The organism is Nannocystis pusilla (assembly GCF_020073745.1).
GTDB classification, from domain to species: domain Bacteria; phylum Myxococcota_A; class Polyangia; order Nannocystales; family Nannocystaceae; genus Nannocystis; species Nannocystis radixulma.
In genome coordinates this window covers 19,331-43,912 of record NZ_JAIRAU010000046.1, presented here as the reverse complement: position 1 = coordinate 43,912, position 24,582 = coordinate 19,331, and the positions used below count along the sequence as shown (strand labels likewise).

The following is a 24,582-nucleotide window of genomic DNA, read 5'->3' as shown; positions in this document are numbered from 1 at the left end:
GCCTCGACGTCGCCGCGCTCGACCGCCACGAGCAGCATGGCGCCGCGCTCGACGGCGCCGACGACCTCGCCGTCGACGCGCACCGCGGCCCGCGAGACCCGCTGGATGACCGTCAACATCGCGGCCTCAGATCCACCCGTAGAGGAGCGCGGCGGTCAGCGCGATCCAGACCACGAAGTTGATCATGAACAGCGGGTCCTTGAGCATCTCCTCGGTCGGCGACTCGGCCTCGCGCCGGGTGGTCGAGAGGAAGATGAAGCGGGCGATGCCCACCACCCCGAACGCGGCCGTGTAGACCAGGCGGTTGGTTCCGAACATCTCCAGCACGTGCTCGCTGAGGGTGTAGGCGACGTAGAGCCCGACGGTGGCGAAGCCGAGGGTGTAGAGGATGACGCGCAGCGTGACGAGGTTGTAGGCGGCCAGCGCGGCGCGCTGGCGCTGCGGATCCTCGGCGCCGGCGAGCTCGTGGGCCCGCTTGCCGAAGCCGAGGAACATGGCCAAAAGGCCAGTGCAGCCGAGCAGCCACGGCGAGGCCGGGATCCCGAGGGCGAGCGCGCCGGCCAGCACGCGGAGGATGAAGCCGGCCGCGATCGACAGCACGTCGACGTAGGCGATCTGCTTGAGCTTGAAGCTGTAGGCCAGGTTGAGCAGGAAGTAGCCGCCGAGGGCGGCGGCGTAGAGCGGCTGCAACCAGTAGCCGAGCGCCAGGCACACCGGCACGCAGACGACGGCGAAGCGGCGCGCGACGACCTCGGGCAGGCGCCCGGACGGGATCGGTCGGTTGCGCTTCTTCGGGTGGGCGCGATCCTTCTCGACGTCGACGAGGTCGTTGAGGATGTAGACGCAGCCGGAGATCAGGCAGAACAGCGCGACGGCGCCGGCGGTGACGAGCAGGCTCGACGGATCGGTGAGCCGCTGGCCGTACATCAGCGGCACGGCGACGAAGAGGTTCTTGATCCACTGGCGCGGCCTGAGCGTCTTGATGAGCGCGAGGAGCACGGGGCCGGGACTATCGCACGGGCCCGGCGCGTGTTCTACTGCCGCGCCACGTGCCCTCCGCCCTCCAGTCATCCGGCTCGATCAGCGCCGCGGTCGCCGCTTCGCGCGTCCTCGGGCTCGTCCGTATGTCGCTGCAGTCGCGCCTGATCGGCGCCGGCGCCCTCGCGGACACTTTCTCCGTCGCGTTCCGGATCCCCAACCTCCTGCGCGACCTGCTCGCCGAGGGGGCCCTGTCGAGCGCGTTCGTCCCGACCTTCACCTCGTATCTGGTGCAGGAAGATCGCGAGCGCGCGTATCAGCTCGCCAACCTCGCGCTGGCCGGGATTTTGCTCGTCACGGGCACGCTGACGCTGCTCGGGGTGGTGTTCGCCGAGCCGCTCGTGGTCGCCATCACGTCGGGCTGGAGCGCCGAGAAGATCGCCGAGACCGCCGCGCTGACGCGCGTCATGATGCCGATCCTCGCGCTCGTGAGCGTCGGCGCGGTGTGGGGCGGGGTCTTGAACGCGCAGCGGCACTTCCTGCCGTTCGCGCTCGCGCCGGCGCTGTTCAACCTCGTCAGCATCACCGCCGGCGCGGGGATGTGGCTCGCCGGGCTCGGCGGACGCGCCGCCGTGCTGGCCTGGAGCGTCGGCACGCTTCTCGCCAGCGTCACCCAGGCCGCGGTGCTGTTGCCGTACCTGCGCCGCCTCGGCTACCGCGCGCGGCCGCAGCTGCGCGGCCTGCTCGCGCACCCGGGCATCCGCCGGATCGTCGCGCTGATGCTGCCCGCGATCGTCGGGGTGGCCGCGGTCCAGCTCAACGTGTTCGTCAACACCCGCTTCGCCGCCAGCCTCGGCGACGGCGCGGTGGCGCAGGTCGAGTACGCGTTCCGGATCTTCTTCCTCCCGATCGGCGTGTTCGGGGTGGCGCTCGCCACGGTGACGACCACGCAGGTGTCGGAGGAGGCGGCCCGCGGCGACCGCTCGCGCCTGATCGCCCGCACCGGCGAGGGCCTGTCGGCGGCCTGGCTGCTGACCTCCGCGAGCACCGTGGGGCTGGTCCTCCTGGCCCACCCGATCGTGTCGCTCATCTACGAGGGCGGCCGCTTCAGCGCCGCCGAGTCGGCCGCGGTCGCGCTCATCCTCCAGGCCTACGCGATCGGGCTCGCGCCCTACAGCATGGTCAAGATCGTGGCGCCGGCGTTCTACTCGATCGATCGCCCGCGGGTGCCGCTGATCGCGTCGCTGGCCTCGGTCGCCGCCAACATCGGCTTCAACGCCTTCACCTACGAGCGCCTCGGCCCGGCCGGCCTGGCCCTCGGGACATCCATCGGCGCGCTCGTCAACCTCACGCTGCTGCGCGCGTTCTACCGGCGCGAGATCGGCGGCCTGGCCCGCCCCGGCCGCTGGCGCGAGCTCGGCGTGTTGGCCGCGGCCAACGCCGCCCTCGGGGCGGTCGTGTGGGCCGCCTGGGCCGGCGTCTCGAGCGTACTCGCCGACTCGCTCGCCGCCCTGCCCCGCCTGCTGCGCGGGCTGCTCGGCGCGGGGACGCTGGCGCTCGTGATCGCGCTCGGGTTCGTGGTTTTCGCCGCGATCGTCCGCGCCGGCCGCTACCCCGGCGGAGCGCAGCTGTGGGGCCTGCCGGGCGGGATCCTGCGCCGGCTGCGGCGACGGCGGGCCAAGCCGGCCTGAAGCCCCCAGGACATGTCCTCTCGGGCATGTCCGCTGCGATCCGCGGCGCCGCCTCCGCTGGCACTGAGGACATGTGCAAGAGCGCATGTCTCGGAGCGCATGTCCTCCAGAGCAGGACTATTCGAACATGTCCTCAGGCGCAGCCGCGTCGCCCGCGGTCCGGCTGCCCCGGCGGCGCCGGCAGCGACACCTGTCCGTCGTGGCGCCGGCGCGCGGCGGTCGCCGAACTCACGCTCGCCCGGCCGCGACGGGCGAGGACCGTCCGCCCGCGGTGGCCGCGGAGACGCCCGTGGCAGGCGGTCGCGGGGCTGGCCGGCGGGCGAGAAAGCGAGTATGGAGGGCCGGTGGCCGCCACACGCGCACGTTTTCGCAGCCTCGCCTGGGGGACCCTCGCGTATACCGTCCTCGTGATCCTGTTCGGCGCGGTCGTCCGGATCACCGGTTCGGGCGCGGGGTGCGGGCAGCACTGGCCGACCTGTCACGGCGAGGTCGTGCCGATCAGCCCCACCATCGAGACGGTCATCGAGTTCTCGCACCGCGTCACCTCCGGGCTGTGCGGCATCATCGTCCTGGCGCTGCTGGTGGCGGCGCTGCGCGGATTCCCGCGCGGACACGCGGCCCGGCTCGGGGCCTGGCTCGCGCTCGCGTTCACGATCACCGAGGCGTTGATCGGCGCCGGCCTGGTGCGCTTCGGCCTGGTCGGCGACAACGACTCGGTCGCCCGCGCGATCGTCATGGCCGCCCACCTCGTCAACACGTCGCTGCTGACCGGCGCCCTGGCGCTCGCGGCGTGGGCGTCGGGGCGCGACGCGACGGGCGAGCCGGCGCGTCAGGGCCCGTCGCGTCGAGTCCGCTGGCTCGTGTACGCCAGCCTCGGCGGCCTCGTCCTGGTCGGGATCAGCGGGGCCGTCACCGCGCTCGGCGACACCCTCTATCCGGTCGAGTCGGGGGCGCTGGCCGATCGCCTGCAACGCGACCTCGGCGCAGGCGCCCACTTCCTCCAGCGCCTGCGACTGATGCACCCCGTACTCGCCTGCGGCCTCGGCTTCTTCACCGCGGTCGTCGCTCATCACCTGGGGGGGAGCACCGCGACGTCGGCCGTCCGCCGGGCGAGCGCGTGGGTGATGATCCTGGTGTTCGCGCAGCTGGCCGCCGGCGTCCTCAATGTGATGCTCTCCGCCCCCGGCTGGATGCAGGTGCTGCACCTCGGCCTCGGAACCGCGCTGTGGGTCGCTGCGGTGCTGTTCTCGCTCGAAGTGATGCACGCCCAGGCAGGCCCTGACGGGCGCTCGCGCGCCGGCTGATGACGTCGCGTCAGCCGGCCGGGCGACATCACACCGCACCGCCGATGTCGGCCTGGCGCGGTGGATCCCGCCGCGGTCTCGGCTAAAGTGTTGGCCGATGGCTGATCGGCCCGTCTGCGAGCTCATGCGCGCGCTGCCCTTCTCCGTCCTCCCCGACGAGGGCGCCGGCGCGGCGCTGCAGCGCATGCGCAGCGAGGGCGCGGCCCTGCTGCCGGTGCTCGACTACGGCGAGCTGCTGGGCCTCGTGTACGAACGCGACCTCGCCCGGCTCCGCGGCGATCACCTCGCGCGCCGCCTCGTCCGCGACATGATGCGTGGCGACCCTCCGGTCGCCCCGCCGTGGCGCAGCGTCGACGCGGTGTTGCGCATGATGCTCACGCACCGGGCCGAGGCCGTCGTCATCAGCGACCGCGGTCACCTCGTCGGTCTGTTCACGCTCGACGACGCGGCCCGTCGTTGCGGCGCGCTCCTCGACGCCGCCGCGCTGCGCCACTGAGCGGTTCGCCTCCGGCCGCGCGGTGGCTGCTCGTGCGCCGATCCGTCAGGACCTCGCGTGGCCTCGCCGTGCGACAGCTCATGAACCGAGCCGGCACGGATCGACGAGGCGGCGGCCACTACCATCTTCGGGGATCGAAGTGCATGCGCCGGCCCGCGGAATGATGGGCCCCGCGATCGGCTGTCTCGCAGTTCGGCTCTTGTTGACATCGGCTTGGGTTGTCGGCGCCACGGACGGTGCCAGGTAGTTTGCGAGCACGCCCTCGCTCGCGCGCGTGCACGAGAGCGTCGACGCTCGCCGCTCGCACCATCGCGCGGCGCTCGCCGGCGTGCTGCGCGGCCCGCGGAGCTTGGCACGCCGGAGGCCTCGTGGCATGACGGGCAACGTCCCGCATCAGGGCCAGACCGCCATGCCGCGCATGTCCGCACCGCGCACGATCCTCCTGTCCGTTTGGACATACTTGCTCATCTTCGGTCTCGGCGGCCTCGCCTTCTGCCTGCAGTTCGTGCTGGCCCCGCTCACCTGGCCCTTCGACCATGGTCGGAGGATCACCGGCCGGCTGTTCCGCCTGGCGGCCATCGGCGTCACCAAGCTCAACCCGCTGTGGGACTTCCGCGTGCACAGGCCGCTGCCGCCGTATCGGCCGCGGCGGACCGTCGTCGTCAGCAATCACTGCTCGCAGACCGACCCGTTCCTCATCTCGCACCTGCCGTGGGAGATGAAGTGGCTCGGCAAGGCCTCGCTGTTCAGGGTCCCGATCCTCGGCTGGGCGATGTTCTTCGCCGGCGACATCCCGGTGGTGCGGGGCGACCGCGGCTCGGCCAAGGGGGCGATGGCGCGGTGCCGGCGGTACCTCATGCGCGACACGCCGGTCATGATCTTTCCCGAGGGCACGCGCGCGCTCGGCGACGAGATGGGGCCGTTCAAGGACGGCGCGTTCCACCTGGCGATCGAGACCGGCGCCGACGTGCTGCCGATCGCGGTCGCGGGCACCGCCGCGGCGCTGCCCAAGCACGACTGGCGCTTCGGCCAGGCGCGCGCCTACGTGGCCGTCGGTGCCCCGATCTCGACCCGTGGCCTCACGCTCGACGACCTGCCGGCCCTCAAGGACCAGGTTCGGACCGAGATCCAGGCGCTGCGCGACCAGATCACGCCGCTCACCGGCTGAGGCGCTCGCGGCGAACGGTCCCCTGCCCGGCCGCCGGGGCTTGCCACCTCCGCGCGCGCTCGGCATCCTCCGCCCATGAAACAGGGCGCGCGAGCCGAGCAGCAAGAGGATCAGGTCGGCAAGGCGGGCGGGAAGATCACCCCGCGCGAGACCGACTATCCGCAGTGGTACCAGGACGTCATCCGCGAGGCCGAGCTGGCCGAGCCGGCCAAGGTCGTCAAGGGCTGCATGGTCGTCAAGCCGCACGGCTACGCGATCTGGGAGAAGCTGCAGCGCGAGCTCGACGCCCGCTTCAAGGCGACCGGCCACCAGAACGCCTACTTCCCGCTGCTCGTGCCGCAGAGCTTCATCACCAAGGAGGCCGAGCACGTCGAGGGCTTCTCGCCCGAGCTCGCGGTCGTCACCCACGCCGGCGGCGAGAAGCTCGAGGAGCCGTACATCATCCGCCCGACCAGCGAGACGATCATCGGCTACTTCTTCTCGCGCTGGATCGAGAGCTACCGCGACCTGCCGCTGCTGGTGAACCAGTGGGCCAACGTGATGCGCTGGGAGAAGCGCACCCGGATGTTCCTGCGCACCACCGAGTTCCTGTGGCAGGAGGGCCACACCGCGCACGCCAGCCACGAGGAGGCGCAGGCCGAGGTCATGCGCATGCTCGCCGTCTACGGCGACTTCGCCGAGCAGCTCATGGCGATGCCGGTGATCCGCGGCGTCAAGACCGACAGCGAGCGGTTCGCCGGCGCGGTCCAGACGACCTGCATCGAGGCCTTGATGCAGGACGGCAAGGCGCTGCAGGCCGGCACCAGCCACGACCTCGGGCAGAACTTCGGCAAGGCGTTCAACGTCATGTTCCAGACCGAGGCCGGCGGGCGCGACTACGTGTGGCAGACGTCGTGGGGCGTCAGCACGCGCCTGGTCGGCGGGGTCATCATGACCCACTCCGACGACAGCGGCCTGGTCCTGCCGCCGCGCCTCGCCCCGATCCACGTCGTCATCGTCCCGATCTACAAGAACGACGAGGAGCGGTCGCAGGTGCTCGCCGCCGCCGAGTCGATCCGCGCCCAGCTGGCCGACGTCGACCTCGCGCCGGCCCGCAGCCGCTACCGCGACTTCGTCGAGGTCGTGATCGACGACCGCGACCTGCGGCCCGGCAACAAGTTCTACATGTGGGAGCGCAAGGGCGTGCCGGTGCGCGTCGAGCTCGGGCCCAAGGACCTCGCCAAGGGCCAGGTCTGCGTCAAGATGCGGGTCGACACCGCCGCCGGTCGCGGCAAGGAGTTCATCCCGCAGAACGAGTTCGTCGCCACCATCAAGGAGCGCCTCGATCGCTTCCAGGACGAGCTGCTGCGGCTCGCCCAGGAGCGCCTGCGCGAGCGCTCGCGCAACATCGACACCTGGGACGAGTTCCTGGCCGCGTTCGCCGGCGAGAAGAGCACCTTCGCGTGGTGCCACTGGGACGGCACCCGCGAGACCGAGGCCAAGATCAAGGAGCAGACGCGGGTCACGATCCGCTGCATCCCCCTGCCCGGCCACGGCCCCGAGCCCGAGGCCGGTCGCTGCGTGTTCTCGGGGGCACCGAGCGCCCGCCGGGTCCTGATGGCCAAGGCCTACTGATGCTCGTCGGCCTGTCCTCCGGGACAGGCCTGGCCGCGTTCCTTGCAAGCGCGCAAGGTCGTCTCTATCATCGGCCGCGATGGCCGCCCCGGGTCCTGGACGACGAACCTGGCTCATCGCCGGGGCCCTGGCCGTGGCGGCGCTCGCCTACACCTTCGCGGTCGAGGCTCCCCGGCATCGCGGGCGTTCTGCCATCGCCGGCGACGCCTATTACATCTACCTGGCCGGGCGCAGCCTCGCCTTCGACGGCGACATCGATCTGTCGAACCAGCTGCGCGGCTTCGGCGATCGCTGGAAGCTCGGGCAAGATCCGGCGCAGGACGGCTGGCGCTTGCCCGTCCGCGAGCTGGGACCTTCGCTGCTGATGGTCCCCGGGCTCCGGGTCCACCGCGCGCTCGACCTGCACCCGTTCTGGGACCCCTGCTTCGCCGCGGCGCTGGCGGCGATGTCGATCGGCCTGACCTTCGCCGGCTGCGTCGCCAGCGTGCAGGCGCTGCGACAGCGCGGCCTCGTCACGCTGAGCGCGGGGCGACGCGACCTCGTCGCGCTCGCGGCCACGCTGGGCTTCGTCGTGCCGTATTACGCGCTCGTCAGCACCGGCTACGCGCACGCGCCGGACGCCGCCGCCGTCGCCTGGCTCACCGCCTTCGCCCTGCGGGGCGCCGGTCCGCTCGCGGTCGGCCTCGGCCTGGCCGCGGCCCTGCTCATGCGCCTGCAGAACGCGCTGTGGTTGCTGCTGCCGGTCGCGTGGTGGCTCGTCGAGCACCGCCGCGGCGGGACCTCGCGCGCGAGTTACCGCGACGCCGTCGCCGCCCTCGCCGTGTCGGTGCTCGGCGTCATGCCGCAGCTCTACATGAACTTCGCGCACCCCGGATCGCAGCGCGGCGCGATCCGCTGGGACCTCGACTTCTTCGACCTGCAACACCTCGGGCGCGACCTCGGCGTCGTGCTGTTCGGCGGCCACGGGTTGCTGTCGTGGACCCCGATCGCCGCGGTCGCGCTCGTCGGCCTCGTCCTCGGCCTCACCCGGCCGGCGTCGCGCGGGGTGGCCCTCGGCGCGCTGGCGGTGATCGGCGCGCTGACCCTCCTGTTCGCGTGCGCGCGCGACCCGGGCGGCGGCTTCGCGTTCGGGGCCCGCCGCCACGCCGGCTGCACCGTCTTCGTCGCCCTCGGCCTGGCGATGCTGAGCGACTGGCTCGCGCGCCGGACCGCCGGCACGCGGGCGCAGCGGCTCGTCGCCCTCGGCTTCGCCGCGCTGCTGATCGGCCTGGTCGCCTACAACCTCGGGCTCGTCGAGGCCGCGGCGCGCGGCCTGGTCAAGCTCGACCGCTGAGCCGATCGCTAGCAGCGGCCCCACGGGAGGCCTCACGAATGGCCTGTCCATTCGGACACCCAACCTCCGCGGACGCGCCCGCCCTGCGCCGGCGCGTCCGCGCGCGATGACATGTCCGTCGGGACAGCCAACGCGGACGCGCGCGGGCGCGCCGGGCGGAGGCGCGCCCGCACGAAGAGCCCGCGAACGCCACGAGATCGTCGACAATGACCGCGTGCGCCTGTGGTCGGCCCTGCTGCTGCTCGTCTCGTGCTCGCGGCCCAACCCGCTGTTCTTCCTCGGCGGCGCGAGCGGTGACATGTCCTCGGGGACACTCGATCTCACGACCGGGACGACCACCACCGGCGCCGTCGATCTCACGACCTCGGCGCTGACGACGACCGGCTCGGCGGCGGCCACCAGCGGCGGCGACGTCAGCGCCGGCAGCGCCGGCCCGCTCTGCGAGCCGTTCTCGGACGAGCGGCTCGTCGTCGATCCGCCGCTGCCCCCCGCCCAGTGCGCCGCCGTCACGCAGTACTTCGGCAAGATCGGCAAGCCGAGCGAGGACGGCGCCGACATCGCGCTGTGCACCGACAACACCTGCGGCACCTGCAGCTTTAGCGTCCCGCTCGACCCGGGGCTCGCGCCCTACGTGGTCGACGGGGCCTGCCTGCGCGTGGTCCACCAGGGCGTCGCGGTCGACGGCGACCCGGAGGCCGCGAGCGGCTGCAAGACCACCGGCCTCGCCATCTTCGACGACGCCACCGTCTATCCGCTCTACGTCGCCTCGTCGCGGGTGGTCGCGGCACCGGGCTTCATCGACGCCGACGTGCGCCTCGACGTCGAGCGCGGCGCCGGCGAGCCGTGCGACTGCGCCGCCGGCGAATGCTGTCGCGAAGGACAGGCGAGGCACCTGCGCCTCGCGTTCAGCGACCACGGCGAGGCGGTCGGCACGCTCGCCGCGGGCGAGGTCGTGGCGACCGACCTCGCGGGCGCGACCTACCTGCTCGCGGTCGTACGCGCCCACGTGAAGGGCCAGGTGAACGCGAAGACTCAGCTCTGCGTCGACGACCCCGAGACGCCCTTCATCGACTGGCACATGTTGCGCGTCCAGCGGCCGTGACGGCGGCTCACAGCATCGGGCAGTCCTGCTTGGGGTTCTGCGACAGCTCGCACGTGGCCTGAATGGTGGTGCCGGCCGGCGCGGGGCCGGTGCGGACGAGCTTGAACTCGAGGTTGAAGCCCTCGCCGACGCAGTACGGATCCATGTTGTCGAGCTCGCTGTCGGTCTGGCTGCCTCGATCGATCAGCTCCGCGAAGCAGGCCGTGGCGCCGGCGGGTGTGACCCATTCGCCGCCGACCTCCTCGCACGGCGGCAGCTCCTCGCGGGTGCCCTCGGCCGTGTTGATCTGGGCCAGCACGCACGACGGATCGAGCACCGGCGTGCTCGGGTCGATGTCCTTGACGCACTGGGGCATGCACGCGGGACGGATCTGCGCCTCGAGCTTCTTGGCGATCTCGCGCAGCGCCTCGGAGTAGTCGTCCTGGCAGATCGAGAACAGGTTGCGCTCGCCGCCGACCTGGAACGCCTCGGCGAACTCGCGCTCGCGCACCGGCGGGACCGCTGTCTGCGGCGCGTCGGGGTCGTTGGGGTTCGGCAACTGGCAGCCGGCGCCGATGCCGAAGCTGCTCTGGAACTCGGGGTCGTCGGAGTCCTGGTAGACGATGTCGGCGTCGCCCCTCTCGTAGCCGGGCGGGACGCCGGCGATCAGGGCGACGAGCACCTCCTGATCGGCCTGACGCATCTTCTTCTCGTCCTCGATCGTCTGCAGGAAGTCGATGTACTTCGACAGCGGCTGCAGCACGGCCTCCTCGTCGGGCACGTCGACGGCCCCGTCGATGCCGTAGTTGGCCGAGACGCAGCGGTCGTAAATCGGGCCGGCGCCCTCGCACTTCACGCCGGCGTTGAAGCACACGGCGCTGGTCGCCTGCGGGTCGTCGGGGTCGGCCCAGAAGATCTTGTTCGTGGTGAACACCTCGCCGAATTTGGGGTTGTACGAGCAGTCGAGCTCGTCGGTGATGAACACCACCGAGAGGATCGCCTGGTCGCGCAAGAACCCGTAGTTGGTCGGCGAGTCGGCGCGGTTGGCCTGGAGCAGCGCGCGGTACATCGACTCGAGGTGAGACTCCATGCCGCAGCCCGACACGCCCTGCGGGCCGAAGCACTGGAACGCCTCGACCGAGGTCACGTCGTCGGGGAGGTTGGTCGTGCCCTCGATGCGCTCGATCCACCGCCGCGGCTCGGCCTCGCCGTCGGAGTACTGCGTCTCGGTCGGCTTGATCCGGTCGGTCAGCATCGCGTCGTCGAGCTTGCAGTAGTCGCTGCACGCGTAGCCGTAGTCGTCCATGTTGAAGGTGAAGTCGCCGAGCGCCATGCGGTCGAGACAGCTCGACAGCACCAGCTTGCCGGCCTCGGGCGTGGTCTGGGCCTGTTTACACAGCGGGTTGCCCGAGTCGGTGGTGGTGATGCCGATGCGGTAGTTGGCCTCGACCTTGGGGTCCTCGAGCACGCTGATGAACGCCTGGAAGTTCTTCGACAGCAGCGCCTGCTCGTCCGCCATCGAGCCCGAGTTGTCGATCACGAACAGGATGTCGACGTCCTTGTTGATCTGGACGTTGACGGTCTCGTCGTCGACCTGGGTCTTGTCGTACGAGACCTTCTTGACCGGATGCTCGAGGCAACCGCTGAAGAGGCCGGCAACGAGAGGAAGCGAGACGATAAGAGCGGAGCGCAACGACATCAGGACCTCCGCTGCTGTCCCATGCGTCGCGCGGGCCACCGTGAGAACGTTGAGTTTTCACGGGCTTGAGGAGCGGGCCCGAGACAACGCGGTTGCGACCGGGGCACGGGGCGACAACCAAGTTGGCGATCCTTCACCGCCGGGGTCTCTGCCGAGTTCCGGACGTCCGGCCCCGAAAGCGCGAGCGCGCCCTCGCCTCACGGCGGGAGCGCGCTCGGGCGGATGGGAGAGCAGGAGGCTCAGAGCATCGGGCAGTCGTTGCTCGGGTTCGGCGACAGCTCGCAGGCCGCCGAGATCGTGGTGCCGGCCGGGGCCGCGCCGCTGCGCTTGAGCAGGAACTCGAGGTTGTAGCCCTCCATGACGCACTCGGGCGACATGTCGTCGATCGGGCTATCGGTGTCGCCACCCGGATCGATGAGCATGGCGAAGCACGCCGTCTCGCCAGCCGGAGCGACCCACTCACCGCCGACCTCCTCGCACGGGAGGATCTCGTTGCGGGTCATGGCGGCCAGGTTGTCCTCGAAGATCTGGCAGTTCGGCTGCAGCAGCGGGTCGGACGGGTCGACGTCCTTGACGCACTTGGTCATGCACGCCGGCTTGATCTGGTCGCGGATCTTGTTGGCGATCGCCTGGAGCGCGATCGAGTAGTCGTCCTGGCAGATCGAGAACAGGTTGCGATCGTCGCCGACCTGGAACGCCTCGGCGAACTCGCGCTCGCGCACCGGCGGCATCGCGGTCTGCGGGTTCATCGGGTCGTCCGGGTTCGGCAGGGTGCAGCCCTTGCCGATGCCGAACAGATCCCGCTCCTCCGGATCGGTCTCGTCCTCGTAGATGATCTCCTTGTCCCCGCTCTCGTAGCCGGGCGGCACGCCGGCGATGAGCGCCACCAGGACCTCCTGGGTGGTGTCGTACATCTTCTTCTCGTTCTCGAGGCCCTGAACGAAATTGATGTACTTCGACACCGGCTGCAGCACGGCGTCGGCGTCGTCGACGCCGGAGCTGCCGTCGATCCCGTAGTTGGCCGACTCGCAGCGCGTGTAGGTCGGACCCGCACCCTCGCACTTCACGCCGGCGTTGAAGCACACGGCCGAGGTGGCGTCGGGACGATCCGGGTCCTCCCAGAACGTCTTGTTGGTGGTGAAGATCTCCTTGAACTTGTCGTTGTGCGAGCAGTCGAGCTCGTCCGTGATGAACACGATCGAGAGGATCGCCGTGTCGCGGATGAAGCCGTAGTTGGTCGTCGACGACTCCTGGCTGGCCAGCGCGAGCGCCTTGTACATCGACTCGAGGTGCTGCTCGAAGCCGCAGCCCGACACGCCCTGCGGGCCGAAGCACTGGAACGCCTGGATAGTCGAGACGCCGTCGGGGAGGTTGGTCTCCTCCTCGATGCGCTCGATCCAGTTGCGCGGCGCCTTCTCGCCGTTCGAGTACTGGTGCTCGGTCGGCTTGATCTGCAGTTGATCGTCGTCGAGGTCGCACACGTCGGTGCAGGCGTAGCTGTAGTCCTCCATGTCGAAGGAGAAGTCGCCGAGCGCCGCACGCCCGACGCAGCTCGACAGCACCAGCTTGCCGCCCTCGGGGGTGGTCTGCGCCGCCGGACAGCGCGGGTTGCCGCTGTCGGTCGTCGTGATACCGATGCGGTAGTTGGCGTTCACGTCGTCCGCCTCGAGCACGTTGATGAACGCGGCGAAGTTCTTGGCCAACAGGGCCTGCTCGTCGGCCATCGACCCGGAGTTGTCGATGACGAAGAGAATGTCGACGTCCTTGTTGATCGCGATGGCGACGTTCTCTTGCGCCTCGGAGCTCTTGTCGTAGAGCACCTTCTTGATCGGGTGCTCGAGACAGGCGGTGAGCGCCAGGGCAGCGCCGGCGGTGAGCGAGAGACGACTCAGGGAAGTAACGCGCGACATGAGGGTTCTCCAGGGAGGCCGGAGGCAGGTGGACGGTGTCCCTTACCATGGCAAAGGTGGGCCCGGCTTGTAAAGTCCGCGGACACTCCATGTGCCCCGAACCCGCGTCGGCCGCCGCCAGGCCCCTGGCGGAGACCCATGGGGCCGCGCGAGCGCGCGAGCGCCCGGATTTGCCTCACATGCGGCGGGGACGTCACCGATCGCGCCGGCCTCGTCGCAGCGCGGCCGCAGGACCTCAGTCGGCGCTCTTGCTCGCGCCCCTGCCCCGCTCGCTGTTGGTGCGCCCGCGGGCGCGGACCACCAGGCGCACCGGGATCCCGCGCAGGTTCCAGCGGGTCCGGAAGCGGCGCAGCAGGTAGCGCTCGTACGACGCAGGAAGGCAGCGTCCGTGGTTGGCCGAAATGACGATCAGCGGGGGATCGCTCTCGGCCTGGGTGGCGAACAGCAGTTTTACGGGTTTCGGGCCGAACATCGGCGGCGAGTGCTCGGCGACGGCGGCGGCCAGCTCGGCGTTGAGATCGGCCGTGGGGATGTGCTTGCCGAGCGCGCGGGCGGTGTGCAGACACGCCTCCATCAGCTCGCCGAGGCCGCGCGCGTGGCCCTGCCCGGCGTCGCGCCCGGCCCCCGTGATCGAGGTCTTGATGATGTAGGGCCGCTCGAGGAACTGCAGCTCCTCCTGGGCCTGCTCCTGCACCGCGTGGGCGAGCTTCTTGTCGCGCGCGACGAGATCCCACTTGTTGAGGCAGACGACGACGCCCTTGCCGCGCTCGTGGGCCATGCGGGCCAGGCGCTGATCCTGGTCGGTGACGCCGATGCTGGCGTCGATGATCAGGGCGACCACCTGGGTGCGCTCCATCGTCCGGATCGCCTTGATCGCGGCCAGCTTCTCCATGGCCCGCTCGATCTGCTTGCGCCGCCGCAGGCCCGCGGTGTCGATGAGGACGATCGGCTGCTTGTTGAACTCGAACGGCAGGTCGATCGGGTCGCGCGTGGTGCCGGCCTCGGCGTTGACGATCACCCGCGGCTCGCGGAGGAGCGCGTTGATGAGGCTCGACTTGCCGGCGTTCGGCCGGCCCATGAAGGCGACGCGGGTGCCGACCGGCGCGCCGGCGATCGCCCCCTCGAGCGCGGGCTGCTGCACCTCCGCCAGCACGGCGTCGTGCAGTTCGGCGGCGTTGCGCCCGTGGGCCGCGGACACGGCGATGATCGGGAACCCGAGCTCGTGCGCGGACTGGGCCGCGATCTCGCGCTCGGGGTTGTCGCACTTGTTGACGACCACCAGCACCGGCCGGCCCGAGCGGCGCAGGATGTCGGCGATCTCGCGGTCGTCGGCGACGATGCCGTCGAAGGCGTCGACGACGAAGAGGATCAGATCGCTCTCCTCGATCGCGATCTCGGCCTGGACCCGGATCTGGCCGCCGAGCGACTCGTCCTCGAAGTCGAGGCCGCCGGTGTCGACGACGATGTAGCTCTTGCCGTCGTGGTTGACGACGCCGTACAGGCGGTCGCGCGTGACGCCGGGGCGGTCCTCGACGATCGCCTTGCGCGCGCCGACGAGGCGGTTGAAGAGGGTCGACTTGCCGACGTTCGGCCGGCCGACGATCGCGACCACGCTGGTGCGACGGTCGGCGTCGGCGCTGGGGGCCGGGGCGTCGGCCGGATCGGCGGCTGGCCCTTCGGCCAGATCATCGTCGTGTTCGCTCATGACAGGCCTCCCACGGGGGCGTGCAGGCCGAGGCGCTGCATCAGCGCCGGGTCGCGGGTCCAGTTCGGGGTCACCTTGACCTCGAGGTAGAGTTCACATGGCCTCCCGGTCAGCTCGGCGATCGCCCGCCGGGCCGACATCGAGATGGCCTTGATGGTGGCGGCGCCGCGGCCGATGACCATCGGCTTCTGGCTCTCGCGCTCGACGTGCACGCTGGCGTGGACGATGTCCCGCGCCGGCTTGCGCTGCTCCTTGAACGACTCGACGGTGACGGCGCAGCAGTACGGCAGCTCGTCGCGCAGGTGGTCGAACAGGGCCGCGCGCACGCGCTCGCCGGCGTGCCAGCGGACGGCGCGGTCGCTCAGCTGGTCCTCGGGGAACAGCGGCGCGGCGACCGGCAGCGCGGCGACGACGTGATCGCGCAGCACCGGCAGACCCTCGCCGGTGGTGGCGCTGATCGGGATGAGCGCGGTGAAGGGGTGCAGCGTCGACCACTTGTGGAGGATCGGCAGCAGCAGCCCCTTGTCCTCGACGCGGTCGCATTTGGTCAGCACGAGCGCGATCGGCCGGCCGGCGGCGGCGATCGACTCGAGCGCGGCGGTGGCCGCCGGACCCGGCTCCCACGCCTCGGCCGCGGCGATGTCGGCCAGCATCGGCGCCTCGGCGAGCATGAGGACGAGGTCGACGGCCTGGGCGCCGCGCAGCGCCTCGTCGACCATGAACTTGTTGAGCGCCGACTTGGCGCGGTGGATGCCCGGCGTGTCGACCAGGACGGCCTGAAACCCGGCTTCCGACCACACGCCGAGCAGGCGCTCGCGGGTGGTCTGCGGGAAGCGGGTGGCGACCGCGAGGTCGCTGCCGACCAGGGCGTTGAGCAGCGTCGACTTGCCGACGTTCGGCCGCCCGCACAGCGCGACGGTACCTGCCCGAAAGGACACCTCGTCGGCGGGCTCCGGCGTGCGATCGGTTTCCATGGCCAAAAGTCCGGGCTTTATGGGGGATGGCGGAGGCCGACGCAAGCGCGCGGCGCGGCCGGCGGCCAGACCTGCCGCACGCGCGATCAAAACACACTACCACACCGTAATTATCAGAGCACCTCGGCATACATGTAGGATATTTGCTCTCATCGACCGACCTGGCGATCCTTTCACCATGCGTGTCGCCCAGGAACGCCGTGGCTCGTCGCGGATCGACAAGGTTTTCCCCGTGCTGGTCTTCTCGGAGGAGGTGGGGGAGCAGTGGTGCGTCGCCCGCAACATCTCCGAGACTGGCATGTTCATCGAGATGCCCGAGCCGCTGCCGCTGCGGACGAAGGTGATCATCCGCTTCCAGATGCCGGGCGACGAGGCGGCGATATGCGCGATCGCGCGCATCCAGAACCACTACTATCTCCAGTACGCCGGCAGCGACGGCCTGCGCGCCCTCACCGGCGCGGGTCTGCGCTTCCTCCGCTTCGTCCCCGAGATCGGCGCACCTGTCCCCGAGGACCGGCTGCACTGAGTTCACGCCCCTGCGGGCCCGCTCCGCGAGGCGTGACTAATTTGGGGATCTCCCCTGCCCTTGGTACCCAGACCGCATGCCACGGCGCGCTCTGCTCCTTTCGACCCTGGTCGCGGCCTGCGCCGGTGAGCCGCAGGTCGAGGTCCTGACCCGCTCGTCGGCCGACACCCTGCAAGCCCAGACGTGGGCCGACCGCTACGAGACCTGGCTGGCCCAGGCCGCGGCCCTCGGCGACCGCGAGCTCGACGCGGCGATCGCCGAGCTGCCCGCCGACGACGCCGAGGCCACCGGCGCGCCCAAGCGCAAGCCGAAGGCCAGGCCGAAGCCGCTCCCGCGCGTGTCTGAACAGACAGGTCCCGAAGACCAGGAACTTTCGGACAGGACCGATGCGCCAGGTGGCGAGGCGCGGCCGATCGCGCCGCCGACCAGCGCCGACGAGCTCGCGGGGCTGCTCGCGGCGCTGCGCGACGGGCCGCACCGCGACCTCGGACCGCTGGCCCGCGCGCTCGCGGCCGCGCCGGCGTCGCTGTGGCCGGCGCTGCGGACCGAGCTGCTGGCGCCGCGGACGTGGCGCAAGGCCGACTACAAGGCGATGCTGGCGGTGATCGGCGGCGACGTGCCGAACCGCTACGGCCACTTCGAGCTGGCGTGGAAGAAGGCCCACGGCCACCACGGGGTCAAGCTGTCGGAGGATTGGTTCACCGACCTGCTGGCCCTGCCGTCGCGCCAGGTGTCGAAGGCGCTGCGGCCGATCTACCGCGACTGCGTGATCCAGGCGGCGCTGCTGCGCGCCGCGGCGGCGATCGGCGGCGAGCCGGCCCGCACCGACGAGGTGGTCGAGGCGCTCCTGGCGGCGGCGTACGTGCACGAGGGCACGTTCCGCGACGAGGTCGGGCGGGCGATCCGCCGCCTCGGCGATCCGGCGCTGCCCGGGCTGCTGCGGCGCTCGCTCAAGCCGGCCCTGCCCGCCGACGAGGGCGAGGCGCAGGTGATCAAGGACTCGATCCCATACCGCACCGCCGAGTACGCCGCGTACCAGATCGATCGCATGGACCGCGCTCACCCGCGCAAGGCGCTGCAGGCCGTCGGCGACGATCCGGCGCAGCTCGGCGAGCTGATCGCGGCCTACGGCCTGGTCCGCCCGGGCGACGCGGCGGGGCCGCTGCTCGACCACGTCGACGCCGCGCTCCCGCGGGTCCGCGAGGCCGCGCGCGCGGCGTTCCTCGCCTACGTCACCGGACCGGCGCCGCGAGCCGAGCGCAAGCTGCTGCGCTTCGTCGGCGGCGGGACCGGGGAGTCGGCGGCGCAGCTGACCTACCGCGACCTGGCCCGGATCGCGATCATGAGCCGGATCGCCTCGCACCACCCCGACCTCGCCGAGCCCGACTGCCGGACTGCCCCGAAGGACAGCGTGATCGCCGGGGTGTGCGAGGCCCAGCCGGAGCGGCTGGCGCGGGCGTACTTCGCCCGCCTCGACGAGGGCCGCCGCGCGCGCGAGCGGGCCGAGATCGCGGCGGCGCTGGCCGAGCCCGATCGCGCGGCCGCGATCGCTACCCTCGATCGCCTGCTGGCCGACGACCCCGAGCTCAGCGCCCGCGCCGAGCTGGTGCCGACCTACGAGCAGGCCGCCGCCGAGGCGATCGCCGCCGGCGAGCTGGCGCTCGGCGCCCGGCTGTGGCGCAAGAGCGCCGCCCTGCTCGACGACGCCGACCCGACCCGCGCCGACGCGCTGCGCGTGCAGGCCCTGCTCGCCGAGGCCGACCTGGCCGCGACCGAGGAGGGCCGGCGGATGTTGCTCGCCACCGCGGCCGAGCTCGCGCCCGACGACGCCGAGCTGCAGGCGCGCCTGACCGCCAGCGCCGGGCGCCCCGAGACGACCACGTCGGCGATCCGCACGCGCCTGGCCTACGGGGCAGGTCTCGCGGTCGGCGGTCTGTCGCTGCTGCTCGGCCTCGGCGGGCTGTTCCACCGCACGCGCGCCCGCTCCTGAGCGGGATGGTTTCAAGGGCATGTCCTTCCAGACATGCCCTGGCGACCATGCCCTACCAGGCATGCCCTCGGGGCCAGCCTAGTACACCCGGCCCGAAGTTCTCCAGGGGTTGCTAGGCCCTCTCAGAGAGGGTCCAGCCGAAGTTACCGAGGAGCAGCTCGAGCAGCTCGTCGCGGGAGGCGCGGAAGGGGGTTGGTTCCCAGCGCCCGGTGTGGGTAGCCATCTCGAGTTGCCACAAGTTGGCAGCGAGGCGGCGCAGGCGCGCGTGCAGGACCGGATCGTCGGCGGGGCCGGACTCGAGGGTGATGAGAGGGGCGCGATGCCGGACGCGGATGTGTGCGAGGCCCTGGTATTGGCGCAGGAACTGCTCGACAGCGCGAGCATCATCGTCCGTTTTCGCAGCGGTGTTGCGGCTGGTGCGTGGGCGGCTCATGCGGCGTGATGCCGCTGAGTTTGGACGAAGTGGCCACGAAAGGTCCAGTTGAACGGGTGGGCTTCGTCGCGGTTCCAGCGGCGGATGAAGGCCATCACGGCGCGGGGCAAGGCACCGGCGCAGGGAAAGTCGGCGCAGCGAAGGACACGGCGCTGCAGCAGCGAGAACCAGATCTCTATCTGGTTGATCCACGAGGCGTGAATCGGCGTGTACACGAAGTGGAAGCGGTCGCCGTGGCGCTGGTTGAAGCGGACCCAACGGTTGTCCGAGCCGTCATAGTGGATGTTGAGGTTGTCCCAGACGATGTAGACCTGGCCGGTGGGATAGTTGCGGGCGAGGGCTTCCATGAAGCCCACGAGATCCTCGGCCCGCCGCTGCGGCTTGCACTCACCCAGAACCCGGCCGGTGCGGACGTCGAAGGCTGCGATCAGCGACGACGTGCCGCGGCGGACGTATTCGAACTCGAAACGGCCCGCGCGACCGGGTGCGGGGAGCTTGCTGGGGAATCTCCGTCCGAGCGCCTGCATGCCGGTCTTCTCGTCCACGCAGAGCACGTGAGCTCCGTCGGGAGGATGATGGTAGAGGTCGCAGATGCGCTGAACTTTGCGGCAGAAGTCGGGATCGGGGCTGTGTAGCCAGAGCCTCATCTTGTGCGGCCGGAAGTCCTCGTTGCGGAGGATTCGCCCCACCTCAGATACGCTGAGGCCAATACCTGTCTCATGAAGCAGGCGCCTCGCCAACGTCGCGTACGTCCACGTCGTACGCGTCTGCAGGCCGTGGTTGGCAGGCTTGTCACAGGCGAGCTTGATGAGCTCGCAGCGTGCCGCCGGCGATATCCGAGCAGGTCGCCCACTTCGAGGGCGATCCTCGAGCGTCACGACCCGCCCATCACGCGCGAACCGCCCACGCCACACTCTCACCGTATCCACGTGGCAACCCAAGCTGCGCGCAATATCCTGGTTTGAGTGCCCCTCGGCGGCGAGCAGCACGAGCTTCGCCCGAAGGACGAGGCGTGCCTCGGCGCGCCCACTCCGAGCGAGCACCTTCAACTCCTCACGGACCGAAGGCGCCACACGAAGCCGTTGCGCTCGCGGGCCTGACACATCGACGAGATCGTTTTCGCGCCTCGTCTATTCCGCCGCCTGTATCGCCTTCGCGATGGATCCAGTTAGATCCAGGACGGAGCAGCTCGCAGGAACCCATGGAGAACTTCGGGTCGGCTGTACTAGCGCCGCGGCTCGCGGCTCAGCGCCCAGGCGACCGCCTCGCGCATGGTGGCGAAGATCTGCACGCCGCTCCAGTCGGCGTCGAGGCCGACCATCGCCTGCGCGACCTCGGGGCGAATGCCGGTCACGAGCACCTTGGTGCCGAGCAGGCGCGCGGCGCGGACCGACTGCAGGAGGCCGTTGGCGACCTCGCCGTCGACCGAGCGGACGCCGGTGACGTCGAGGATGGCCGCCCGGGCGCGGTGCTCGCTGACGCCGTCGAGCAGCGCCTGCATGATGTTGCGCCCGCGCTCGTCGTCGATCGTGCCGATCAGCGGCAGCGCGATCACGCCGTCGGCGATCGGCACGATCGGGGTCGACAGCTCGGAGAGCACCGAGCGCTGGACCTCGATGACGCGCTCCTGCAGGGCGTTGCGCTCCTCCTCGGCGCGGCGCCGCTCGGTGATGTCGGTGGCGATCCCGCCGATGCCGTAGAGCTCGCCGGTGCCGTCGTAGAGCGGGAACTTGACCGACAGATAGACGTGCACGCCGTCGCGCTGGGGGATGTGCTCCTCGACCTCCTGCGGCGCTCCGCTGGCGCACACACGGAGGTCGTTCTCGCGGTTCTGCTGGCCGGCCTCGGGGCCGAAGATGTCGTGGTCGGTCTTGCCGATCAGGCCGCCCGGGTCGGCGCCGGCGAGGTTCTCGTAGGTCCGGTTGCACACCAGCAGGCGACCCTCGGGGTCCTTGACGAAGATGACCGCGGGGCAGTGGTAGATGACCGCGCTGAGCAGCTCGTTGCGTTCACGCAGCGCCGCGATCTCGGCGAGCAGCGCCGCGGGATCGAGCGAAGAGTTCTCGTTGGAGGCGGGCATGGGCCTGCCCATCATCCTCGCCAGGCCGCGCGGCTTGGGCTTTTTTTTGCCCGCCGACGGACGTTGGCGGTCACACACGGACACCTGCTCGTATCCGCTCTCACCGCGCGACGCGCCGCCAGACCTGGCGGCCCGCCCGGGCGAAGTCGTCGAGCAGGCTGTACGTGGCCGGCAGAAACACGAGCGTCATGATGGTGCTCGACGCCAGTCCGCCGACGAGGATCAGCGCGATCGCGTGATAGTAGACGCCTGCGAGCGTGGGGTGGTGGATCAGCATCGGCACCAGGCCGAGCACCGTGGTCCCCGCCGTCATCAAGATAGGTCGCAGGCGGTCTGCACCCGCAGCCGCGAGCGCGGCGTCGCGGTCCATGCCGGCGGCGCGCAGCTGGATCGCGCGGTCGATCAGCATGATGCCGTTGTTCACGGCGATGCCGATGAGGATAAAGAGCCCGATCATCGCCGTCGTGTCGACCGTCGTGCCGGTCCACCACATCAGCCACGGCGCGCCGACGCAGCCGAGCAAGCAGGTGGCGAGGATCGCGAACGGCTGCAGGAAGCTCTCGAACAGCGAGGCCATCACCGCGTAGACCAGCAGCAGGCACAGGCCGAGGTCGACGAGGACCTCGAGGTTGGAGCGCGCGTTGCGACCCCAGCGCGACCACTCGCCGCTGCTGTAGCCGGCCGGGAACACGAAGCTCTCCATCGCCTTCTTGACGAGCTCGCGGTTCTTCTCCGGCTCGGGGGCGAAGAAGCGGGCCTTGACCTTGACCTGCGTCTCGCGGTCGAGGCGCTGGATGAAGAACGGGCTGCGCGTGCGCTCGAGCGTGGCGATGCCGCCGACGGTGACCTCGCCGCCGTCGGCCAGCGGGATCGGCAGGTCGCGCAGCTCCTCGATCGTGGGCCCGTCCCCTGCCCCGCCGGTGCGCGCGCCGGCCGACAGGCGCAGCTCGATCTGCCCCTCGGGGCCGCGCACCTGGCCGAGCGGCACGCCCTGGAACGCGGTCTGGATCAGGCGCGCGACGTCGTCGGCGCGCAGGTCGTAGCGGCGCAGCAGCGCGCCGTCGAGCTGGACGTGGAGCTCGCGCGAGCCCTCGTCGTAGGGGCCGATCACGGTGTCGACGCCGGTCGACTCGGGGTCGTCGGCGCTGCCGCGCGGCAGCGTCGCGCGCAGGTGCGAAGCTGCCTTTTCGGCCAGGTCCATGAGGACACCCATGTCCTCGCCCTTGATCGCCAGCTCGACCTCGTGGCGGTCGGGGTTGCCGCGCATGTGCCCGCGGTTGTTCTCGCCGACCAGGTAGCGCACGCCGGCCTGCTCGGGCAGCGCCTGCTTGATCGTCTTGGTGAACGCCTCGGCGTCGGCCTCGGAGGCGGCGCGCGCGATCGGGTGGACGTCGCAGCGGCCCCAGAAGTCGGAGTAGGCGCACGACACGTGCGTGACCGCCAGCGCGTCCTTCTTGGCCAGGATCGCCTCCTCGACCACGCGCACGCGCTCGCCGATCTCCTTGTAGCCGGGGCTGCCGACGAACTGCATGCTGACCTCGACCCAGTCGGGCTTGGGATCGATGTCGGTGAGGTTGTAGTTGAGCAGCCGCGCCGGCACCACCACGCTGGCCGCGAGGCCGAGGCCCAGCACCAGCGCGGTCCGGCGGAACCGCAGCGTGAGCCCGATCAGGCGCCCGTAGCCGGCGATCAGCGGGCCGAGCAGGCGCCCGCTGCGACCTGTCCCTTCGGCCACCCCGCCGCGCGCGAGCACCGTCGGCATCACCAGCGGCACCAGCGTCTGGCTGACGAACAGGCTGCACAGCAGCACGGTGGCGAAGGTGAGGCCGAGCGGGGCCAGGAGCGCGCTCATCGGGTTGGCCGGGTCGCCGAACACCAGCGGCAGGAACACGATCACGCTCGACAGCGTCGACGCGACGGTGGCGAGCCCGACCTCGCGCCCGCCGGCGCGCACGGCCGCCCGGGCCGGCAGGCCGCGCTGGGCCTGCAGCTCGATCGCCTCGGTGATGACGACCGCGTTGTCGACCAGCATGCCGACCCCGAGCACGAGGCCGAGCAGGACGATGCAGTTGAGCTCCTCGCCGCGGATCAGCAGCACGCCGCAGGTGGCGAGGATCGTCAGCGGGATGCACAGCGCGGCCACCAGCGTGACGCCCCAGCGGCGCAGGAACAGCCACAGCATCGCCACGCCGAGGAAGCCGCCGTAGATGCCGGTGTCGCGCAGGTCGGCCAGCGTCTTGAGGATGATCTTGCCCTGGTCGTGGTAGACGACCGCCGACAGCCCGCCGAGCCGCGGACTGGCCTGCAGCTCCTCGACCACCCCGTTGACCGCGCGGGCGACGTCGACCGGGCTGGCGCCGGCGTCGGCGTAGACCGAGAGGTCGACGCCCAGGCGGCCGTCGAGGCTGCGGAAGTTGCGGTTCTCCCGCGGGTGGACCTCGACCCGCGCGACCTCGCCGACCCGCGCCGGCGGCGTCCCGCTCGTCTGGCCGACCGCCGACGCGGTGGCCGGAGCGACGCCCGCGCCGACCGGAGTGCTCGTGTAGACGCCCGGACCGACGCTGGCGGTGGTCGAGCGCGGGCTGACCCCCTGGGGGCCCTGGGCAGTCAGCGGCGCGGTGGCCGAGACCACCGGCGCGGCGGCGGCGGCTGTCCCGGCGGACATGCTCGAGGAGGCAGATGCCGGCGCGGACGCAGTCGAGGTCGAGCCGGTGCGCGGCGCCGTCGTGGCCGCGCTGGTGCCGGCCGCCGCGCCGCGGCTGCGGGCGATCGGCAGGGCCGCGAACGCCTGCGGGTCGGCGTCGACCGGCGGGGCGCGCACGCCGGGCTGGGTCACGTCCTCGCGCAGCACGCCGAGGCTGCGGCCCTGCCTGGCCTCGCGCACGGCGGTGCTGACGGCCTGGGCCGACACGCCGACGCGGCGCAGCGCCTCGAGGTCGAGCGCGACCTCGAGCTCGCGCGCCTCGACGCCCTCGAGCTCGACGCGCGAGACGCCGGGGATCCGCTCGATCGGGCGCACGACGTGGCGCTCGATCAGGTCGTAGGAGCGCGTCAGGTCGCTGTCGCTGGCGAGGCGCAGCTTGACCACGGCGTCGTCGGAGCGGCCCCAGGAGTCGAGCGTGACCCGCGTGATCGCGTCGGGCAGCGTCCCGCGGACGCGGTCGAAGCGCTCGCGGATCTCGGCCTTGCGGGCGGCGATGTCGGTGCCGGCGGCGAACTCGAGGTTGACGCGCACGCCCCAGCTGCCGCTGCCGACCTGGATCCGCTGCAGCCCGCGCAGGCCGGCCATCGCCTCCTCGACCGGGCGGATGACCTCGCGCTCGACCAGCTCCGGGCTGGTGCGCTGGAGGCTGATCCGCAGCGACACGCGCGCGGTGCCGCCGGCCGGGAGGAAGGCCAGCGGCAGGCGGGCTGTGGCGATCGCGCCGAGGACCAGGATCGCCAGCAGCAGCATCCCGATCATCACCGGGCGGTCGAGCGCGAGGTCGCTCAGGCTGGCGCGGCCGGCGATCTGCGGGCCTGCCTTCGTGGACATGTCCTGGCCGCCAGGTCCGATCGGACCTGCGCTCGCGGGCATGTCCTCTCCGCCAGGCCGCCGGT

19 protein-coding genes are annotated in these 24,582 nt (G+C 71.2%); 10 read left to right on the top strand and 9 right to left on the bottom strand.

Annotation, left to right across the window (positions count from 1 at the left end; all coding sequences use genetic code 11):
• Positions 1–119 (bottom strand): D-aminoacyl-tRNA deacylase (locus K7C98_RS33100; RefSeq protein WP_224195835.1); only part of this gene is annotated, 119 nt, incomplete at its 3' end.
• Between the two features lie 7 nt (positions 120–126).
• Complete coding sequence (locus K7C98_RS33095) at positions 127–999, bottom strand: UbiA prenyltransferase family protein (RefSeq protein WP_224195833.1); 873 nt, start codon at positions 997–999, stop codon at positions 127–129.
• 50 nt (positions 1,000–1,049) lie between these two features.
• Here K7C98_RS33095 and murJ point away from each other — a divergent pair, with 50 nt between their 5' ends.
• From murJ to K7C98_RS33060, 7 genes are all read left to right on the top strand, one after another.
• Complete coding sequence (murJ, locus tag K7C98_RS33090; protein ID WP_224195832.1) at positions 1,050–2,669, top strand: murein biosynthesis integral membrane protein MurJ; 1,620 nt, start codon at positions 1,050–1,052, stop codon at positions 2,667–2,669.
• A 344-nt stretch (positions 2,670–3,013) separates the two neighbouring features.
• A complete protein-coding gene (locus K7C98_RS33085; protein WP_224195831.1) occupies positions 3,014–3,973 on the top strand; it encodes a COX15/CtaA family protein in 960 nt (319 codons plus the stop codon).
• Positions 3,974–4,070: 97 nt separating this feature from the next.
• A complete protein-coding gene (locus K7C98_RS33080; RefSeq protein ID WP_224195830.1) occupies positions 4,071–4,469 on the top strand; it encodes a CBS domain-containing protein in 399 nt (132 codons plus the stop codon).
• Positions 4,470–4,842: 373 nt separating this feature from the next.
• Positions 4,843–5,637, top strand: a complete 795-nt coding sequence (locus K7C98_RS33075) for a lysophospholipid acyltransferase family protein (RefSeq protein ID WP_276572741.1) — start codon at positions 4,843–4,845, stop codon at positions 5,635–5,637.
• A 75-nt stretch (positions 5,638–5,712) separates the two neighbouring features.
• A complete protein-coding gene (gene proS / locus K7C98_RS33070) occupies positions 5,713–7,251 on the top strand; it encodes a proline--tRNA ligase (protein ID WP_224195829.1) in 1,539 nt (512 codons plus the stop codon).
• A 79-nt stretch (positions 7,252–7,330) separates the two neighbouring features.
• The gene (locus tag K7C98_RS33065) at positions 7,331–8,584 is read left to right on the top strand and encodes a hypothetical protein (RefSeq protein ID WP_224195828.1); all 1,254 of its coding nucleotides are present in this window, start codon (positions 7,331–7,333) and stop codon (positions 8,582–8,584) included.
• Between the two features lie 214 nt (positions 8,585–8,798).
• Positions 8,799–9,686 (top strand): hypothetical protein, encoded by an 888-nt coding sequence (locus tag K7C98_RS33060; protein WP_224195826.1) that lies wholly within the window; start codon positions 8,799–8,801, stop codon positions 9,684–9,686.
• A 7-nt stretch (positions 9,687–9,693) separates the two neighbouring features.
• Here K7C98_RS33060 and K7C98_RS33055 read toward each other — a convergent pair whose 3' ends face one another.
• The 4 genes from K7C98_RS33055 to era all read right to left on the bottom strand — a co-directional run bounded on the left by K7C98_RS33055 (position 9,694) and on the right by era (position 15,953).
• A complete protein-coding gene (locus tag K7C98_RS33055; RefSeq protein WP_224195825.1) occupies positions 9,694–11,358 on the bottom strand; it encodes a VWA domain-containing protein in 1,665 nt (554 codons plus the stop codon).
• 245 nt (positions 11,359–11,603) lie between these two features.
• On the bottom strand, positions 11,604–13,274 hold the full coding sequence (locus K7C98_RS33050) for a vWA domain-containing protein (protein WP_224195823.1): 1,671 nt from the start codon (positions 13,272–13,274) through the stop codon (positions 11,604–11,606).
• A 235-nt stretch (positions 13,275–13,509) separates the two neighbouring features.
• Positions 13,510–14,979: a ribosome biogenesis GTPase Der gene (der, locus tag K7C98_RS33045; protein WP_224195822.1), complete on the bottom strand. Its 1,470-nt coding sequence runs from the start codon at positions 14,977–14,979 to the stop codon at positions 13,510–13,512.
• Complete coding sequence (era, locus tag K7C98_RS33040) at positions 14,976–15,953, bottom strand: GTPase Era (RefSeq protein ID WP_224195821.1); 978 nt, start codon at positions 15,951–15,953, stop codon at positions 14,976–14,978. The genes der and era overlap by 4 nt, the downstream gene beginning before the upstream one ends.
• Here era and K7C98_RS33035 point away from each other — a divergent pair.
• The 3 genes from K7C98_RS33035 (at position 15,952) to K7C98_RS33025 (ending at position 18,911) form a co-directional block, all read left to right on the top strand.
• Positions 15,952–16,479, top strand: a complete 528-nt coding sequence (locus tag K7C98_RS33035) for a PilZ domain-containing protein (RefSeq protein ID WP_346660320.1) — start codon at positions 15,952–15,954, stop codon at positions 16,477–16,479. The two genes, era and K7C98_RS33035, sit on opposite strands and share 2 nt — an antisense overlap.
• 76 nt (positions 16,480–16,555) lie before the next feature.
• The gene (locus K7C98_RS33030; protein WP_224195820.1) at positions 16,556–18,469 is read left to right on the top strand and encodes a hypothetical protein; all 1,914 of its coding nucleotides are present in this window, start codon (positions 16,556–16,558) and stop codon (positions 18,467–18,469) included.
• Between the two features lie 211 nt (positions 18,470–18,680).
• A complete protein-coding gene (locus K7C98_RS33025; protein WP_224194750.1) occupies positions 18,681–18,911 on the top strand; it encodes a hypothetical protein in 231 nt (76 codons plus the stop codon).
• Here K7C98_RS33025 and K7C98_RS33020 read toward each other — a convergent pair.
• From K7C98_RS33020 to K7C98_RS33010, 3 genes are all read right to left on the bottom strand, one after another.
• The gene (locus tag K7C98_RS33020) at positions 18,899–19,945 is read right to left on the bottom strand and encodes an IS630 family transposase (RefSeq protein WP_224194774.1); all 1,047 of its coding nucleotides are present in this window, start codon (positions 19,943–19,945) and stop codon (positions 18,899–18,901) included. The two genes, K7C98_RS33025 and K7C98_RS33020, sit on opposite strands and share 13 nt — an antisense overlap.
• A gap of 182 nt (positions 19,946–20,127) precedes the next feature.
• Positions 20,128–20,982, bottom strand: coding sequence for a PAS domain-containing protein (locus tag K7C98_RS33015; protein WP_224195819.1), 855 nt, complete (start codon positions 20,980–20,982; stop codon positions 20,128–20,130).
• Between the two features lie 100 nt (positions 20,983–21,082).
• Positions 21,083–24,517 carry an efflux RND transporter permease subunit gene (locus K7C98_RS33010; RefSeq protein WP_224195818.1) on the bottom strand — a complete coding sequence of 1,145 codons (3,435 nt, stop codon included), beginning with the start codon at positions 24,515–24,517 and terminating at the stop codon, positions 21,083–21,085.
• Positions 24,518–24,582: the final 65 nt, after the last annotated feature.

Coding starts and splice junctions, on each gene's coding strand:
- K7C98_RS33080 (WP_224195830.1), top strand. CDS start 4,071: ATGGCTGATCGGCCCGTCTGCGAGCTCATGCGCGCGCTGCCCTTCTCC.
- K7C98_RS33075 (WP_276572741.1), top strand. CDS start 4,843: ATGACGGGCAACGTCCCGCATCAGGGCCAGACCGCCATGCCGCGCATG.
- proS (WP_224195829.1), top strand. CDS start 5,713: ATGAAACAGGGCGCGCGAGCCGAGCAGCAAGAGGATCAGGTCGGCAAG.
- K7C98_RS33065 (WP_224195828.1), top strand. CDS start 7,331: ATGGCCGCCCCGGGTCCTGGACGACGAACCTGGCTCATCGCCGGGGCC.
- K7C98_RS33050 (WP_224195823.1), bottom strand. CDS start 13,274: ATGTCGCGCGTTACTTCCCTGAGTCGTCTCTCGCTCACCGCCGGCGCT.
- der (WP_224195822.1), bottom strand. CDS start 14,979: ATGAGCGAACACGACGATGATCTGGCCGAAGGGCCAGCCGCCGATCCG.
- K7C98_RS33035 (WP_346660320.1), top strand. CDS start 15,952: ATGGCCAAAAGTCCGGGCTTTATGGGGGATGGCGGAGGCCGACGCAAG.
- era (WP_224195821.1), bottom strand. CDS start 15,953: ATGGAAACCGATCGCACGCCGGAGCCCGCCGACGAGGTGTCCTTTCGG.
- K7C98_RS33030 (WP_224195820.1), top strand. CDS start 16,556: ATGCCACGGCGCGCTCTGCTCCTTTCGACCCTGGTCGCGGCCTGCGCC.
- K7C98_RS33015 (WP_224195819.1), bottom strand. CDS start 20,982: ATGCCCGCCTCCAACGAGAACTCTTCGCTCGATCCCGCGGCGCTGCTC.
- K7C98_RS33010 (WP_224195818.1), bottom strand. CDS start 24,517: ATGTCCACGAAGGCAGGCCCGCAGATCGCCGGCCGCGCCAGCCTGAGC.